General features: G+C 33.5%; 13 protein-coding genes. 1 reads left to right on the top strand and 12 read right to left on the bottom strand.

The features are described 5' to 3' along the window. Positions 1 to 11: 11 nt before the first annotated feature. The 12 genes from BMY96_RS02575 to BMY96_RS02520 form a co-directional block, all read right to left on the bottom strand. Positions 12 to 617 carry a hypothetical protein gene (locus BMY96_RS02575; RefSeq protein WP_175473498.1) on the bottom strand — a complete coding sequence of 202 codons (606 nt, stop codon included), beginning with the start codon at positions 615 to 617 and terminating at the stop codon, positions 12 to 14. Continuing rightward, a complete protein-coding gene (gene rpoN / locus BMY96_RS02570; protein ID WP_092848649.1) occupies positions 617 to 2,077 on the bottom strand; it encodes an RNA polymerase factor sigma-54 in 1,461 nt (486 codons plus the stop codon). The genes BMY96_RS02575 and rpoN overlap by 1 nt, the downstream gene beginning before the upstream one ends. 87 nt (positions 2,078 to 2,164) lie before the next feature. Beyond that, on the bottom strand, positions 2,165 to 3,598 hold the full coding sequence (asnS, locus tag BMY96_RS02565; RefSeq protein ID WP_092848647.1) for an asparagine--tRNA ligase: 1,434 nt from the start codon (positions 3,596 to 3,598) through the stop codon (positions 2,165 to 2,167). 89 nt (positions 3,599 to 3,687) lie between these two features. Continuing rightward, complete coding sequence (locus tag BMY96_RS02560; RefSeq protein WP_092848644.1) at positions 3,688 to 6,078, bottom strand: efflux RND transporter permease subunit; 2,391 nt, start codon at positions 6,076 to 6,078, stop codon at positions 3,688 to 3,690. 157 nt (positions 6,079 to 6,235) lie between these two features. Further along, positions 6,236 to 7,507, bottom strand: a complete 1,272-nt coding sequence (locus tag BMY96_RS02555; protein ID WP_092848642.1) for a DUF5686 family C-terminal domain-containing protein — start codon at positions 7,505 to 7,507, stop codon at positions 6,236 to 6,238. An 80-nt stretch (positions 7,508 to 7,587) separates the two neighbouring features. Beyond that, positions 7,588 to 8,145, bottom strand: coding sequence for a ribosome recycling factor (frr, locus tag BMY96_RS02550; RefSeq protein WP_092848640.1), 558 nt, complete (start codon positions 8,143 to 8,145; stop codon positions 7,588 to 7,590). A 53-nt stretch (positions 8,146 to 8,198) separates the two neighbouring features. Further along, positions 8,199 to 8,906 carry a UMP kinase gene (gene pyrH, locus BMY96_RS02545; RefSeq protein WP_092848639.1) on the bottom strand — a complete coding sequence of 236 codons (708 nt, stop codon included), beginning with the start codon at positions 8,904 to 8,906 and terminating at the stop codon, positions 8,199 to 8,201. A 157-nt stretch (positions 8,907 to 9,063) separates the two neighbouring features. Beyond that, on the bottom strand, positions 9,064 to 10,038 hold the full coding sequence (gene tsf, locus BMY96_RS02540; protein ID WP_092848636.1) for a translation elongation factor Ts: 975 nt from the start codon (positions 10,036 to 10,038) through the stop codon (positions 9,064 to 9,066). A gap of 86 nt (positions 10,039 to 10,124) precedes the next feature. Further along, a complete protein-coding gene (rpsB, locus tag BMY96_RS02535; RefSeq protein ID WP_092848633.1) occupies positions 10,125 to 10,898 on the bottom strand; it encodes a 30S ribosomal protein S2 in 774 nt (257 codons plus the stop codon). Between the two features lie 190 nt (positions 10,899 to 11,088). Then, positions 11,089 to 11,475, bottom strand: coding sequence for a 30S ribosomal protein S9 (gene rpsI / locus BMY96_RS02530; RefSeq protein WP_092848631.1), 387 nt, complete (start codon positions 11,473 to 11,475; stop codon positions 11,089 to 11,091). A gap of 1 nt (position 11,476) precedes the next feature. Beyond that, positions 11,477 to 11,932, bottom strand: a complete 456-nt coding sequence (gene rplM / locus BMY96_RS02525) for a 50S ribosomal protein L13 (protein ID WP_092848629.1) — start codon at positions 11,930 to 11,932, stop codon at positions 11,477 to 11,479. Positions 11,933 to 12,145: 213 nt separating this feature from the next. Continuing rightward, positions 12,146 to 13,048 (bottom strand): hypothetical protein, encoded by a 903-nt coding sequence (locus BMY96_RS02520; protein ID WP_092848627.1) that lies wholly within the window; start codon positions 13,046 to 13,048, stop codon positions 12,146 to 12,148. Between the two features lie 222 nt (positions 13,049 to 13,270). Between BMY96_RS02520 and BMY96_RS02515 the strand changes: the two genes are divergently transcribed. Beyond that, positions 13,271 to 14,902, top strand: coding sequence for an ABC-F family ATP-binding cassette domain-containing protein (locus BMY96_RS02515; protein ID WP_092848625.1), 1,632 nt, complete (start codon positions 13,271 to 13,273; stop codon positions 14,900 to 14,902). Position 14,903: the final 1 nt, after the last annotated feature.

Raw genomic sequence — 14,903 nt, 5'->3', positions numbered from 1 at the left:
TGTAAAACCTGTTACAGCCAATAGGTAACTAAAATTAATTGCGGAATTACGCCAAGAAATAGTCCAATTATTAGCTCTATATAAGAATGGGCTTTTAAGTGAAGTCTAGAAGTGGCAACGGCCCCTGAAATAATAGCCATAAATATTAGCGTATTATTTAAATTAATGCTAAAATGAATGCTAAGCGCTATAAAAAACATAAATACCCCAGTTATAGCTATCATATGAATACTTGCCTTAAAACGCATTATTGCGAGCAATAAGCAGGATATGTTAGATATAAGTATACCTACAAAAAAAAAGTAAAGTTCTGGAGACTGCGATGGGGTTAATATTTTTTTTAATATTATTAAAACCACAATACTATTTAGCATTAATGGATATATTCTCTCTTTAGTTGTACTAAGGTTAACGGTATTAACCTTACCTATTAGTTTTAGTATTAAATACAATAAGAGCGGTAAAATTATGGTAAGTATAAAAAGAGCAACAAATTTTGCTTTTATAATTTCTGGCGGATAGTATCTTGGCGATATTGAAAAATAGTACGCCACCGCAAATAGCGGCATTAATAAAGGATGAAAAATATATGATATACTCTTTAGTAGCCTATCCATTATATTTTTTTACGTAAACGCGCTACGGGTATGTCTAATTGCTCTCTATATTTGGCAACCGTTCTTCGGGCAATTGGATAACCTTTTTCTTTTAAAATACCAGCTAAGTTTTCATCGGTTAAAGGTTTTTTCTTGTCTTCTTCTTCAACAACAGTTTCAAGGATTTTTTTAATTTCTCTAGTAGAAACATCCTCGCCCTGATCATTTTTCATAGATTCGGAAAAGAACTCTTTTATCAACTTTGTGCCATAAGGCGTATCAACATATTTACTATTTGCTACTCGTGATACTGTGGAGACATCCATGTGGATTTCATCTGCAATATCTTTAAGTATCATGGGTTTTAGGTTGCGCTCATCGCCCGTTAAAAAGTACTCTTTTTGGTAGTGCATTATAGCACTCATGGTTACAAATAAAGTCTGTTGGCGTTGTTTTATGGCTTCAATAAACCACTTGGCAGCGTCTAGCTTTTGTTTAATAAATATAACAGCGTCTTTTTGAGACTTAGATTTGTCCTTAGAGTCTTTGTAACCTTTAAGCATGTTATTGTACTCTCTAGATACATGAAGCTCTGGAGCATTACGTCCATTTAGTGTGAGCTCTAATTCGCCATCTACTATTTTAATAGCAAAATCTGGAACTACGTGTTCTACAATTCGGTTATTTCCAGCATAAGATCCTCCTGGTTTTGGATTTAAATGCTCAATTTCGTTAATGGCATCTTTTAGCTGGGTTTCGGTAATATTAAACTTATTAAGTAATTTTTTGTAATGCTTTTTAGTAAACTGATCGAAAGCATTATCAATAATATTAATGGCTAATTCGGTATCTGACGTTTTTTCTTTTCGGTGTAATTGAATACTTAAACACTCTTGAAGGTTTCTGGCACCAACACCTGCCGGATCTAATTGATGTACAATTTTTAATACTTTGGTAACTTGTTCTTCGGTGGTATATACACTTTGCGTAAATGCCAAATCGTCTACAATATCACTTATTTCGCGCCTTATGTATCCGCTTTCGCCCACGCTTCCTACTAAAAATTCGGCTATGTCACGTTCTTCGTCAGATAGTCTATATGTATTTAATTGGCTTATTAAATGTTGTGTAAATGAGGTTCCTGCTGCATACGGCATTGTTTTTTCTTCATCGTCACTGCTGTAGTTGTTTACTTGAGTTCGGTAGTCTGGAATTTCATCGTCGCTCAAATATTCGTCCACATTTATATCTTCCGCATTTATAGAGTCATTGTCCTCGTAATCGTCTGTTGTGTTATCAAAATCGGAATCTAGCTCATCCTTACTATCCTCTTTACCGCCTTCTAAAGCTGGGTTTTCTTCTAATTCTTGCTTTAAACGTTGCTCAAAAGCTTGCGTAGGCAGTTGTATCAGTTTCATTAACTGAATTTGCTGTGGCGACAGTTTTTGAGATAATTTAAATTGTAAAAATTGTTTAAGCATATGCTATTTTAAGGTTGTTACTCAAATATATAAAAAGGGATTAGTATACCCAAGGTATTCTAAGTTTGACTTTTACAAAGATACTTTTTAAAATTCGGCATTTTGTGGCGTTCTAGGGAAAGGAATAACATCTCTAATATTGCTCATGCCTGTTGCAAACATGACTAAACGCTCAAAACCAAGTCCGAATCCAGAATGCACTGCAGTTCCAAATTTACGTAAATCGAGGTACCACCAAAGCTCTTCTTCAGGAATGTTTATAGCTGCCATACGTTCTTTTAAAACATCTAAACGTTCTTCGCGTTGCGCTCCTCCTACTATTTCGCCTATTCCAGGGAATAGAATATCCATGGCACGTACTGTTTTTTCATCGTCGTTTAAACGCATGTAAAACGCTTTTATGTTGGCAGGGTAATCAAACAAAATAACAGGGCATTTAAAGTGTTTTTCAACTAAAAATCGTTCATGCTCACTTTGTAAATCTGTCCCCCATTCATTTATAGGATACTTAAATTTCTTTTTCTTATTTGGTTTAGAGTTTCTAAGTATATCAATGGCTTCGGTGTAGCTAACACGTTTAAAATTATTATCGGTAACGAAATTTAATTTTTCAATTAAAGACATTTCGCTTCGTTCGGCTTGCGGTTTTGATTTTTCTTCGTCTTGAAGACGTTTGTCTAAAAACTCTAGATCCTCACGATTGTTATCTAAAACATATGTTATAACCGATTTCATAAAATCTTCGGCTAAGTCCATATTTCCTGCAAGATCCATAAAGGCAACTTCTGGCTCAATCATCCAGAATTCAGCTAAATGTCTTGATGTATTTGAGTTTTCAGCTCTAAACGTTGGGCCAAACGTATAGACTTTCCCTAAAGACATGGCATACGTTTCTGCTTCTAATTGCCCAGAAACGGTCAAGTTGGTTTCTTTTCCAAAAAAGTCTTTTGTATAATCAATTTCTCCTTTTTCATTTAAAGGCGGGTTTTTTGCATCAAGACTAGATACTTTAAACATTTCGCCAGCACCTTCAGCATCACTTCCTGTAATTATTGGTGTATGTGTATAATAAAACCCATTATCATTAAAGTATTTATGAATAGCAAATGATAAAGCCGAACGTAAGCGCATTACAGCACTAAAAGTACTTGTTCTGGTACGTAAATGTGCATTTTCACGTAAAAATTCGAACGAGTGCTTTTTAGGCTGAATAGGGTAGGTTTCCGGATCGGAATCGCCTAAAACCGTTAAAGCACTAACCTTTATTTCAACCTTTTGTCCTTTACCTTGGCTTTCAATCAATTCTCCTTTTACATGAATAGCTGCGCCTGTTGTTACTCGTTTTAAAAGGGCTTCATCAAAATTTTCGAAATCAACTACACATTGTATATTGTTAATGGTTGAACCATCATTTAAAGCTATAAAACGATTGGCTCTAAAGGTTCTTACCCAACCTTTAATTTCTACTTCTGGTAATATTATATCTTGTGTTAGTAATTCTGAAACAGTTCTTAATTGCATATTGAAAAATTTATAATGTAAATATAAAATTTTCAAATATTATTACTGTTAGCTATTAGGCTAAAATGTAAAATATTACTGTTAAAATTTTATGCTTCAGATTCGTCCTCTTCAGGAATAATATTTATTGTTGGTTTTCTAAGCACCTGCTTATTAGCTATACTGCGCTCTAACGATAATAACAATGAAGGTAACAATAGTAAATTTGATAACATGGCAAATAGTAAGGTAGCTGAAACTAAAGCACCTAGAGCTACGGTGCCACCAAAGCTAGAAATGGTAAATACCGAGAAGCCGAAAAATAAGACTATAGAGGTGTAAAACATGCTTACGCCCGTTTCGCGTAAAGCCCCATATACAGAAACTTTAATTTTCCAGTTATTGGCTTGAAGTTCTTGTCTGTATTTGGCTAAAAAGTGAATGGTATCATCTACCGATATACCAAAGGCAATACTAAACACCAAAATAGTAGATGGTTTTATAGGAACCCCTAAATAGCCCATTAAACCTGCGGTTATTAACAGTGGCAATAAGTTTGGTATTAACGACACTATTATCATTCTGCCAGAACGGAACATATAGGCCATAAATACGGCAATTAATACAATAGCTAGGGTTAAGGATATTACTAAGTTTTTTACCAAGTATTTTGTGCCTTTTTGGAATAGCAATGCTTTTCCGGTCATAATCACATTATAACGTTCTTTTGGAAAAACTTTATCTATTTTTGTTTGAAGGTTTTCTTCAATACGTTCCATTTTGTCGGTTCCAACATCTTTCATAAACGTTGTAATACGAGCATATTGACCTGTACTATCTACAAAATTTTTAAGCAAATCGACATTGGATGTTGAATTTTTCGCATACGATAAAATAAAGCTATTTTCTTGCGAGGTTGGCAATTGATAGTATTTTGTGTTGCCATTATAATAGGCCTGCTTAGAGTATTTTACTAAACCAACTACCGAGATGGGTTTAGAAAGCTCTGGAGTTTCGTAAATGAGTTCTTCGAGTTCTTCCATGCGCTTTAAGGTGGCGAGTTTCATAACCCCTTTTTTACGCTTAGTATCTATCATGATTTCCAATGGCATTATACCATTAAATTCATTTTCAAAAAACCTGATGTCGTTTACAAATTCAGATTCTTGTGGCATATCTTCAATTAAACTTCCAGAGGTTTTAATTTGATAAATACCAATAATACTTACTACTAGCAACACAACAGATGTTATATAGATAGTAATACGTTTTTTTCTTACCATAAGTTCCATCCAATCTACAAAACCACCAATCCAACGTTTGTTAAGATGCTCTAAATGGCGATCTTTTGGATAAGGCATAAAGCTGTATAGAATAGGAATAATAAGTAAACACAGAATAAAAATGGCTAGAATACTTAAAGAAGCTACTACTCCAAACTCCTTTAAAAGTTTACTTTCGGTTAGTATAAAGGTGGCAAAACCAGATGCTGTAGTAACATTAGTCATTAACGTAGCATTACCAATTTTGGTAATAACACGCTGTAATGATTTTATCTTGTTCCCATGCAGTTTTACTTCGTGTTGGTATTTATTAATTAAGAAAATACAATTTGGAATACCTATTACAATAATTAGCGGTGGTATTAAGGCTGTTAAAACTGATACTTCGTAATTTAAAAAGCCAATAATTCCTAAGGTCCACATTACACCAATACAAACCACTACCATTGAGATAAAGGTAGCTCTAAACGATCTAAAAAAGAAAAAGAAAATTAAAGACGTTACTACTAAAGCCGCTAAAATGAATGTGCTAATTTCATCTACTATATTTTGAGAGTTTAGGGTTCTAATATATGGCATACCAGACATTTTTACATCGACGCCATATTGCTTTTCAAAACTTTTAATTTTTGGTATTAAAACATTAACAATAAAATCTTTTCTGGCAGAGGTGTTTACAATGGCTTTATCCATGTAAATAGCTGTTCGTATGGTTTTAGAGTCTTTATTAAATAAAAAATTATCGTAAAATGGGTACTTTTTAAAAAGCTCGTTTTGTAAAGTTTCTAATTGAGCTAGGTTGGTAATAGAATCTTTTATAAAGGGCTCCAACTGGAATTTTTCATTTTCAGTATCCTTTATAAGCTTTTGAAGATCTTTTATAGAAACCACAGTTTCTATCGCTTCACTTTTTTTAAAATATTCCGAAAGGTTATTCCAAGCATTTAGCTTTTCAACAGTAAAAAGTGTGGAGTCTTTAACACCTAGAACAATAAGATTACCTTCTTCACCAAAAGTTTCAAGAAATCGGTTATAGGTAATATTTACCTCATGATTGTCGGGCAACATATTAGCTTCGCTATAGGCTAAACGCATATTGTCCCATTTCTGAGCCAACAACACGGTAGTAATAATAATACCTAATAAAATACCAATTTTGTTACGTAAAATTAATCTTGCCGTAACGTCCCAAAAATTCTTTGTAAAAAGTTTAAACATGCCTTAGTAAAAAAGATGCGCAAAGGTAGAAAAAACAAGGATAATACCTGTTAACAATTATAATAAACCTTATTAATTAATGGCACTAGACTTGTATTTAAAATTAAAAGGGGCGGTAGCTAGTGCTATGCTTTTAATGCCTGCGTATCGTGTTGGTTTATAAAGTAATGTTAAATGTAAATTTAAATGCCACATTATCGTCTATACTAGGTAGATGGTATGCACCATACCTGTATGTAAAGCTTAAACCAAATCCAAAAAGTAGCTTGTTTAATTCGAAGCCAGATTCTGTATAGCCTTTTTCTAAGCTGCTGAAAGTTATATTTTCATGTCGTTCGGGAAATTTCATATCGCCAATGGCATATCGTGTTATTAGTACCAATTGTGGTTGGTAGCTTTTAGAAATATTAAATGGCTTTAAAAAATGTTTAAATTGAAGAGTTGTAAACCTATCGGAAAAGAATTCGTTAAAAAACATGGTTTCAAAACTATTTAAACCTGCCACAGAAAAGCGCTGTAGTATTTTTTCTTTATTAATGTTGTTTGGGTAGGCATGGTAAAGGTGAGTTAATGGAAGGTCTCCTAACGCCAAACCAAATACTATTGTTGCCTCAGAAAATGCATTTTTTTTATCACCTATGTAACACAGGGTTCTAAAATCTAGTTTAGAAAAATTAAAGTCGCCACCCAAAACATTTTTAAAACTTTTGGTGTATTGAAATGAAAATTTTGGATAGGTTTCGTTTGTAGTTTCTTTATTATTTTCTGTAGTTGTTAATGTGTTAAATGGGCTCCATTGTAGTGCTATTTTAGCAGAGGTTATATCGAAATTTTGATAAGAATTGCCGTTAACATTGAAACCATATGCGTAAGTAGGTTCTATTTTGCTTGTAGTAAACTCTGTTTCTGCAAGCCATTTATAATTTATTTCGTGCTCTAGAGCAATAGATTTTGTAATATGTTTATGAAATAAACTAATGTTTAACAAACGCGGTTCAAAGAATTGAAAAAAACGTTTGTCTGTTAAAAATTTGGTACTTCCCGTTTCTTGTAAGTCGTCTGTGTAGGTTAAATTTAGCCAGGTATTTGTTTGTTCGGCTAGCCTAATGCCACCACCTAAGCTATATTTAAAACGGTGGTCTCTAAAGCCATAAACCCCGTAAGAATTTAGTCTGTATTTTTCAGAAAACGCCTTGTTTGTTACAATACCTATACCCGTTCTTACGCCTTCGTATTGGTTGTATTTTATTAAATATCGTAAATCGGCATCGAAGTATTTGGATGGTAAATAGCCGTTACCAAGGCTTTTTAGCAACTTTCTTTTATTAAGGGAATCTTGCTTAGGCTCTTCAATTTCTTTATTAAAAGATTGCGCTTGCACCAAAGTAGTACTTGCCAATAATAAAAAAACAGAGAAATATTTAAACATTAGTTATAACGCAAGAAGCTAAATAATTTATAAAAAAAAGCGACCTAAAGCCGCCTTTAAAATTTAAATGTTGTTTTGTATTAAACAGTCATTATTTCTTTTTCTTTAATATCGAAAAGCTCATCGACCTTTTTAACGTGAATATCGGTAATTTGTTGTATGTCTATTTCGGCATTCTTTTTTAAATCTTCCGACACATCATCATTTTTCTTTACCTCGTTCATAGCATCTTTTCTAGCGGTTCTAATGCTTACTTTAGCATCTTCAGCTTCAGATTTTGCTTGTTTTGCTAAGTCTTTACGACGCTCTTCGGTTAATGGCGGTACATTAATAATTATAGTGTCGCCATTGTTCATTGGGTTAAAACCAAGGTTTGCATAAGCAATTCCACGCTCAATTTCTTGAAGCATGTTTTTTTCCCATGGTTGTACGGTAATGGTTCTACCATCTGGAGTGTTTACATTGGCAACTTGACTAAGTGGTGTTTGCGAACCATAATAATCGACCATAACACTTCCTAACATGGCAGGACTTGCTTTTCCTGCTCTAATGTTTAAAAATTGTTTTTTTAGATGTGCTAAGGCATTACCCATAGATTCCTTAGTACTATCTAATATAAATTGTATGTCTTCGTTCATTGTATTAAACTTTTTTCAAATTATATATAATGGTTCAAAAATTACGCCAAAAACTACACGTTTACAACTGTTCCTATATTTTCGCCAGAAACTACTTTAAGTAAATTTCCTTTTTTATTCATATCAAAAACAATTATTGGTAATTTGTTTTCTTGACTTAAGGTAAATGCTGTAGTATCCATAACTTTTAAACCTTTTCTTAACACATCATCAAAAGAAATTGAGTTAAACTTTACGGCAGTTGTATCTTTTTCTGGGTCGGCATTATAAATACCATCAACACGAGTGCCTTTTAAAATAACATCGGCTTCAATTTCTATAGCTCTTAAAACTGCTGCAGAATCTGTAGTAAAATAAGGATTTCCTGTTCCACCTCCAAAAATAACTACACGTCCTTTTTCTAGGTGGCGCATGGCTTTTCTTCTAATAAAAGGTTCGGCAACTTCGTTTATCTTAATGGCGGTTTGCAGTCTTGTTGGTATATCGGCATCTTCTAAGGCACCTTGTAATGCAAGTCCGTTAATAACAGTGGCTAACATACCCATGTGGTCGCCTTGAACACGATCCATACCTTTACTTGCTCCAGCAACACCTCTAAAAATATTACCACCTCCAATAACTATGGCAACTTCAATGCCTTTATCGGTAATGGTTTTTATGTCTTGCGCATATTCTGCTAAACGATCTGGGTCTATGCCGTATTGGCGTTCTCCCATTAAAGCTTCGCCAGATAATTTTAGAAGTATTCTGTTGTATTTCATCGGTTATTAGTATTTCGATTTAGAACTTTGGCAAAGCTACACATTTTTTTTATTTTTTGAATTTATATAAAACGCGTTTTTTGGAATAAAAAAACCACTACTCTTAATAAAGAATAGTGGTTTTGCTATTTATATTTTTGCGCTTTCGCGAAATCGTTTATCCTACAGAAGCACGTTTGAAACCTGAAATTTGAACATCTCCATAAGAAGATACATAATCGGCAACAGTTTTCTTTTCGTCTTTAATAAACTTTTGGTCTAAAAGGCATTGCTCTTGATCTAAAGTTGTATTATCAGAAATAAAACGTTCCATTTTTCCTGGTAAAATTCTATCCCAGATTTGTTCTGGTTTACCTTCAGCTTTTAATTCTGCTTTTGCAGCCTCTTCAGCTTCAGCAATAACTTCAGGAGTTAATTGAGCCATAGAAATATACTTAGGTACGTTTTTAAGTGTTTTACCTAAACGTCCTAATTCAATATTATCTTTTTCAATAACTGCAATTCTAGCTTCAGTTTCCGATGCTACGAATGCAGGATCAAAGTCTTTATAAGATAATGAAGTAGCACCCATTGAAGCAACTTGCATTGCTACATCTTTAACTAAAACATCGGCGTTATCAACTTTAGCAGTTAATCCAACTAAAGCAGCAATTTTGTTAATGTGAACGTAAGTACCAACATAAGCAGCTTCTAATTTCTCAAAAGCGTTGATTTCTAATTTCTCACCAACAACACCAGTTTGTTCAACTAGTTTTTCTGCAACAGTCATACCTCCAAAATCGGCAGCTAAAAACTCCTCTTTAGAGCTTGTGTTTAAAGCAATATCAGCTAATTGGTTTGCTAATGCTAAAAAGTTTTCGTTTTTACCAACAAAATCAGTTTCACAACCTAAAACAATAGCAACACCTTCAGTTTGGTCTGCATTAATTTTAGAAACAGCTGCACCTTCAGAAGAATCTCTATCGGCTCTTTTTTCAGCTACTTTTTGTCCTTTTTTACGAAGCACTTCAATGGCTTTATCAAAATTACCTTCAGCTTCTACTAAAGCTTTTTTGCAATCCATCATACCTGCACCAGTTGCTTGTCTTAATTTATTAACCTCTTGGGCTGTAACTTTTACTGTAGTACTCATAGTAGTTATAATTTAAAAAAGTCGTTCAATATAATTTTCTATAAAGAAAAGAATTAAACGACTTAATTATGTTGTATTAATGTTATTTATTCTTCTTCTTCAGCTACTGCTTTTTTAGCTGGAGCTGCTTTAGCTTTAGGAGCGTCTTTGGCCGATGCCGAAGCGTCTTTTTCTGCTTTACGCTCTGCTAATCCACCAGATACTGCTGCTGCAACATGCGTTAAGATTTTATCAATCGATTTAGAAGCATCATCATTTGCAGGAATTACATAATCAACTTGACGTGGGTCAGAGTTGGTATCAACCATTGCAAAAATAGGAATGTTTAATTTTTGAGCTTCTTTAATCGCGATATGCTCACGCTTAATATCTACAACAAATAAAGCACCTGGTAAACGCGTCATATCTGTAATAGAACCTAAGTTTTTCTCTAACTTAGCTCTTAAACGATCAACTTGTAAACGCTCTTTTTTAGATAATGTCATGAATGTGCCGTCTTTCTTCATTCTATCAATAGAAGCCATTTTTTTAACCGCTTTTCTAATAGTAACAAAGTTAGTTAACATTCCACCTGGCCATCTTTCAGTGATGTAAGGCATGTTAATTTCGCCAGCTTTTTCAGCAACAATATCTTTTGCTTGTTTTTTTGTTGCAACGAATAAAATTTTACGTCCAGAAGCTGCAATTTTTGCAAGTGCTGCTCCGGCTTCTTCAATTTTAGCCGCTGTTTTGTAAAGGTTTATAATATGGATGCCGTTACGCTCCATATATACGTAAGGTGCCATATTAGGGTCCCACTTACGTGTAAGGTGTCCAAAGTGCACACCTGCTTCAAGTAATTCTTTTACTTCTACTGCCATTTTGTAATAGTTTACGTTCTGTTGAATAGCAATGATTAAGTGGTCATTTTATAAATCGCCTTAACCATTTAGATGCTAAACTAAATCCTGCCTTTTCAGACTCGGACAACAATAACTGTTTTAATTTATTTTTATAGTTTGAAAATGATAAAGGAATCTGTAATACAGATCCTGAACCAAGTCCAGGATATTAACGTTTCGAGAATTGAAACTTCTTACGAGCTTTCTTCTGACCGAATTTCTTACGTTCAACCATTCTTGGATCTCTTGTTAATAAACCTTCTGGCTTTAAGATTAATCTGTTTTCAGCATCAACTTCGCACATTGCACGAGAAATTGCTAAACGAACAGCTTCTGCTTGTCCAGTAATACCACCTCCATATACATTTACTGTAATATCAAAGTTGGCGTCATTGTTAGTCAAAGCTAAAGGTTGTTTTACTTTGTACTGTAAAGTAGCAGTAGTAAAATAGTTAGCTAAGTCTTTTTTATTGATTGTAATGTTTCCTTTTCCTGGAGAAACATAAGCGCGCGCAACAGCCGTTTTTCTACGGCCAATTTTGTGAATTACTTCCATGTTATTTAAATTCTTCTAGATTTATTGCTTTTGGCTTTTGAGCTGCATGTGCATGCTCTGTTCCAACAACAACTGTTAAATTGCGAAATAAAGCTGCTCCTAATTTGTTTTTAGGTAACATACCTTTAACCGCTTTTTCTACTACTCTTGCAGGATCTTTTCCGTACAATTCTGTAGCAGTTAAACTTTTTTGACCTCCTGGGTATCCGGTGTGACGAATGTATGACTTGTCAGTCCATTTGTTTCCGGATAATGTGATTTTCTCTGCGTTAATAACAATTACGTTATCTCCACAATCAACATGAGGTGTGAAATTTGGCTTGTGTTTTCCTCTAATTAGTTTTGCAACTTTAGAAGCTAAACGACCAAGCGCTTGACCTTCAGCATCAACTAAAACCCACTCTTTAGTAGCAGTAGCTTTGTTGGCCGAAATCGTTTTGTAGCTTAATGTGTCCACACTATTGATTTTTTAATTATTAAACATTCCTCTTTCAAAAAGAGTTTGCAAATTTACGATTAAATATTTGATTACCAAATAGTGTGCTGTATTCTTTTTGGAAAATTAAAAGTATTGATATTTAATGCTTTAGGGTGTAATTGGTAATTGTCAATAAAAAAAGCTAAGTAAATAGGTTTTACTTAGCTTTTTTTATTGAATTAGATTGTTGTTTTATTTTCCTAAGCCTATAGTAAGGCCACCAGTATAATAAGTACCTTTTCCAGTGTTTCTTCCACTAACAACCGTACCAGAACCTAGGCTTACACCAATGTTTTTAGTAACAGGAGCGTAAAGGTTTAATCCTATTCTAGAGTAATTTACTTTAGTTTCAGGGAAATTTCCAGCAAAATCGGGTGAGTTTATGTCTAGACCTCCATTGGTTTTTTGAGCATCGAACCAAGCATCGGCATAGAAAGATTTTCCTGCATACCCTAATTTTATTTGTGCGTTAACGCTATTTGGAACATCAAATTTAGCGCCAGTACCTAAACCTAAATTATTATCGGCTTCTCCTCTAATAGAGTATCCAACAAATGCATTTCCAAAAAAGCCAGAATTATTATTGTATTGTAAACCTAGTTTAGTGTCAAAAGACGAGGCTCCGTTTCCTATAGATAGTATACCATTAGGTTCGTAATCAAAGGCGTAAGACCCTCCTATTGCTATAACTCCAGTGGTGGTACCATGTTTATGGCTAGATACAAAAGGTGCCCATTTAACTAATACGCTTATGTCTTGTAAATCTGATTGTTCTGTCGATCCATTTACAGGGTCTGCTGCTCCGTTACCTGTTGCTTTTATATATGGTAAATTTACAATAGCAGTAATATTATCTGTTATACCATAGTTAGCATAAATATTATAAATGTTTTGATCAATTTCACTATGCGCAGGTACACCATCTACTTCGTCTAATCCTAAATAGAATTTCTCGAAACTTTCATAAGTGTAAGATAACGAAATATTAGCTTCGCCTTTTTTGTTAAAAAATCCATCAGGATTAATTTGTGCTTGTGTGTTTTGTACAACCAAGGTTAGTACTGTAATACATGTAATTAGTAATCTAAATTTCATAACGTAGTTTTTTTATTTAGCCCATTAAGACGCTTTTAAAACATAGTCATTACAAAATTTGTATTATTAATTATTTAAGATTTTATGTTTTATTGTTAGTTGTTTTTTTACGGTTTGATTATTAGTGGTTTAATAGGTAAGTGTTTCAATATTTATTTTTGAAATTATTATGTTTTCTAATGATTCTCTTTTGTTAGTTTTGTGTTTTCTTATACAAATAATATGATTTCTATAGATAATTTAGTAGTAGAGTTTAGTGGGCATACCTTATTTAGTGATGTATCTTTCACCATTAATGAAAATGATAAAATTGCCCTTATGGGTAAAAATGGCGCAGGAAAATCTACCATGATGAAAATTATTGCTGGTGTGCAAAATGCTACGCGAGGTCATGTAAGGTGTCCTAAAGAGGCCGTAATTGCATATTTACCACAGCACTTGTTAACAGAGGATAATACTACGGTTTTTGATGAAGCTTCAAAGGCTTTTAGTCATGTTTTTAAATTACGTAACGAGATGGAGGACTTAAATAAGCAGTTAGAAACCCGTACCGATTACGAGTCGGATGAGTACATGAAAATTATTGAGCGTGTTTCAGATTTAGGAGAAAAATATTATGCACTTGAAGATGTTAATTACGATGCCGAAGTAGAAAAAGCTTTAAAAGGTTTAGGTTTTAAACAAGAAGATTTTACAAGACAAACCAATGAGTTTAGTGGCGGATGGCGTATGCGTATCGAATTGGTTAAAATTTTACTACAAAAGCCGGATCTTATTTTATTAGATGAACCAACAAACCATATTGATATAGAATCGGTTATTTGGTTAGAAGATTTTTTACTTAATAAGGCTAATGCCGTTGTTGTGATTTCTCATGATAGAGCATTTATTGATAATATTACTAATAGAACTATTGAAGTTACTATGGGTAGAATTTACGATTATAAAGCAAACTACTCGCATTATTTACAATTACGAGAAGAGCGGCGCGCACACCAAATAAAAGCTTTTGAAGAACAGAAAAAATTTATTGCCGATAATCAAGCGTTTATAGATCGTTTTAAAGGTACATTTTCTAAAACCAACCAAGTAAACTCTAGAGAGCGTATGCTTGAAAAATTAGAGATTATTGAAATTGACGATATAGACACTTCCGCTTTAAAATTACGATTCCCAAAAACACAACGTTCAGGGGATTATCCAATTACAGTTAAAGAAATATCTAAATCTTACGGTAGTCATGTAGTATTTAAAAATGCTAGTATGTCTATATCTAGAGGCGAAAAAGTGTGTTTTGTTGGAAGAAATGGTGAAGGAAAATCTACAATGATTAAAGCCATATTAAATGAGATTGAAGTTGAAGGTGAATGCGTCTTAGGGCACAATGTTAAGGTTGGTTATTTTGCGCAAAATCAGGCAGCACTACTAGATGAAAATTTAACTGTTTTTCAAACTGTCGATGAAATAGCACAAGGTGATATTAGAAAACAATTAAAAAATATTTTAGGTCGATTTATGTTTAAAGGAGAGGCTATCGATAAAAAAGTAGGTGTGCTTTCTGGAGGAGAAAAAACAAGATTAGCTATGGTAAAGTTATTATTAGAACCCGTTAATTTGCTTATTTTAGATGAACCTACCAATCATTTAGACTTGAAATCTAAAGATGTGTTAAAAGAAGCCTTAATAGATTTTGACGGCACCTTAGTATTAGTGTCTCACGATCGCGATTTTTTACAGGGGTTATCCAATAAAGTTTTTGAATTTAAAGACCAACGCGTTATTGAGCACTTCGAAACTATAGATGCCTTTTTAGAAAGAAACAGAATAGAAAGTATAAAGGCTATGGATTTATAGG

It is taken from the genome of Algibacter pectinivorans, from assembly GCF_900112595.1.
Lineage (GTDB): Bacteria > Bacteroidota > Bacteroidia > Flavobacteriales > Flavobacteriaceae > Algibacter_B > Algibacter_B pectinivorans.
This window is presented reverse-complemented; position numbering and strand designations above follow the sequence as displayed.

Coding starts and splice junctions, on each gene's coding strand:
- tsf (WP_092848636.1), bottom strand. CDS start 10,038: ATGAGTACTACAGTAAAAGTTACAGCCCAAGAGGTTAATAAATTAAGA.
- rpsB (WP_092848633.1), bottom strand. CDS start 10,898: ATGGCAGTAGAAGTAAAAGAATTACTTGAAGCAGGTGTGCACTTTGGA.
- rpsI (WP_092848631.1), bottom strand. CDS start 11,475: ATGGAAGTAATTCACAAAATTGGCCGTAGAAAAACGGCTGTTGCGCGC.
- rpoN (WP_092848649.1), bottom strand. CDS start 2,077: ATGCTTAAACAATTTTTACAATTTAAATTATCTCAAAAACTGTCGCCA.
- BMY96_RS02515 (WP_092848625.1), top strand. CDS start 13,271: ATGATTTCTATAGATAATTTAGTAGTAGAGTTTAGTGGGCATACCTTA.
- asnS (WP_092848647.1), bottom strand. CDS start 3,598: ATGCAATTAAGAACTGTTTCAGAATTACTAACACAAGATATAATATTA.
- BMY96_RS02575 (WP_175473498.1), bottom strand. CDS start 617: ATGGATAGGCTACTAAAGAGTATATCATATATTTTTCATCCTTTATTA.
- BMY96_RS02560 (WP_092848644.1), bottom strand. CDS start 6,078: ATGTTTAAACTTTTTACAAAGAATTTTTGGGACGTTACGGCAAGATTA.
- frr (WP_092848640.1), bottom strand. CDS start 8,145: ATGAACGAAGACATACAATTTATATTAGATAGTACTAAGGAATCTATG.
- pyrH (WP_092848639.1), bottom strand. CDS start 8,906: ATGAAATACAACAGAATACTTCTAAAATTATCTGGCGAAGCTTTAATG.
- BMY96_RS02520 (WP_092848627.1), bottom strand. CDS start 13,048: ATGAAATTTAGATTACTAATTACATGTATTACAGTACTAACCTTGGTT.
- BMY96_RS02555 (WP_092848642.1), bottom strand. CDS start 7,507: ATGTTTAAATATTTCTCTGTTTTTTTATTATTGGCAAGTACTACTTTG.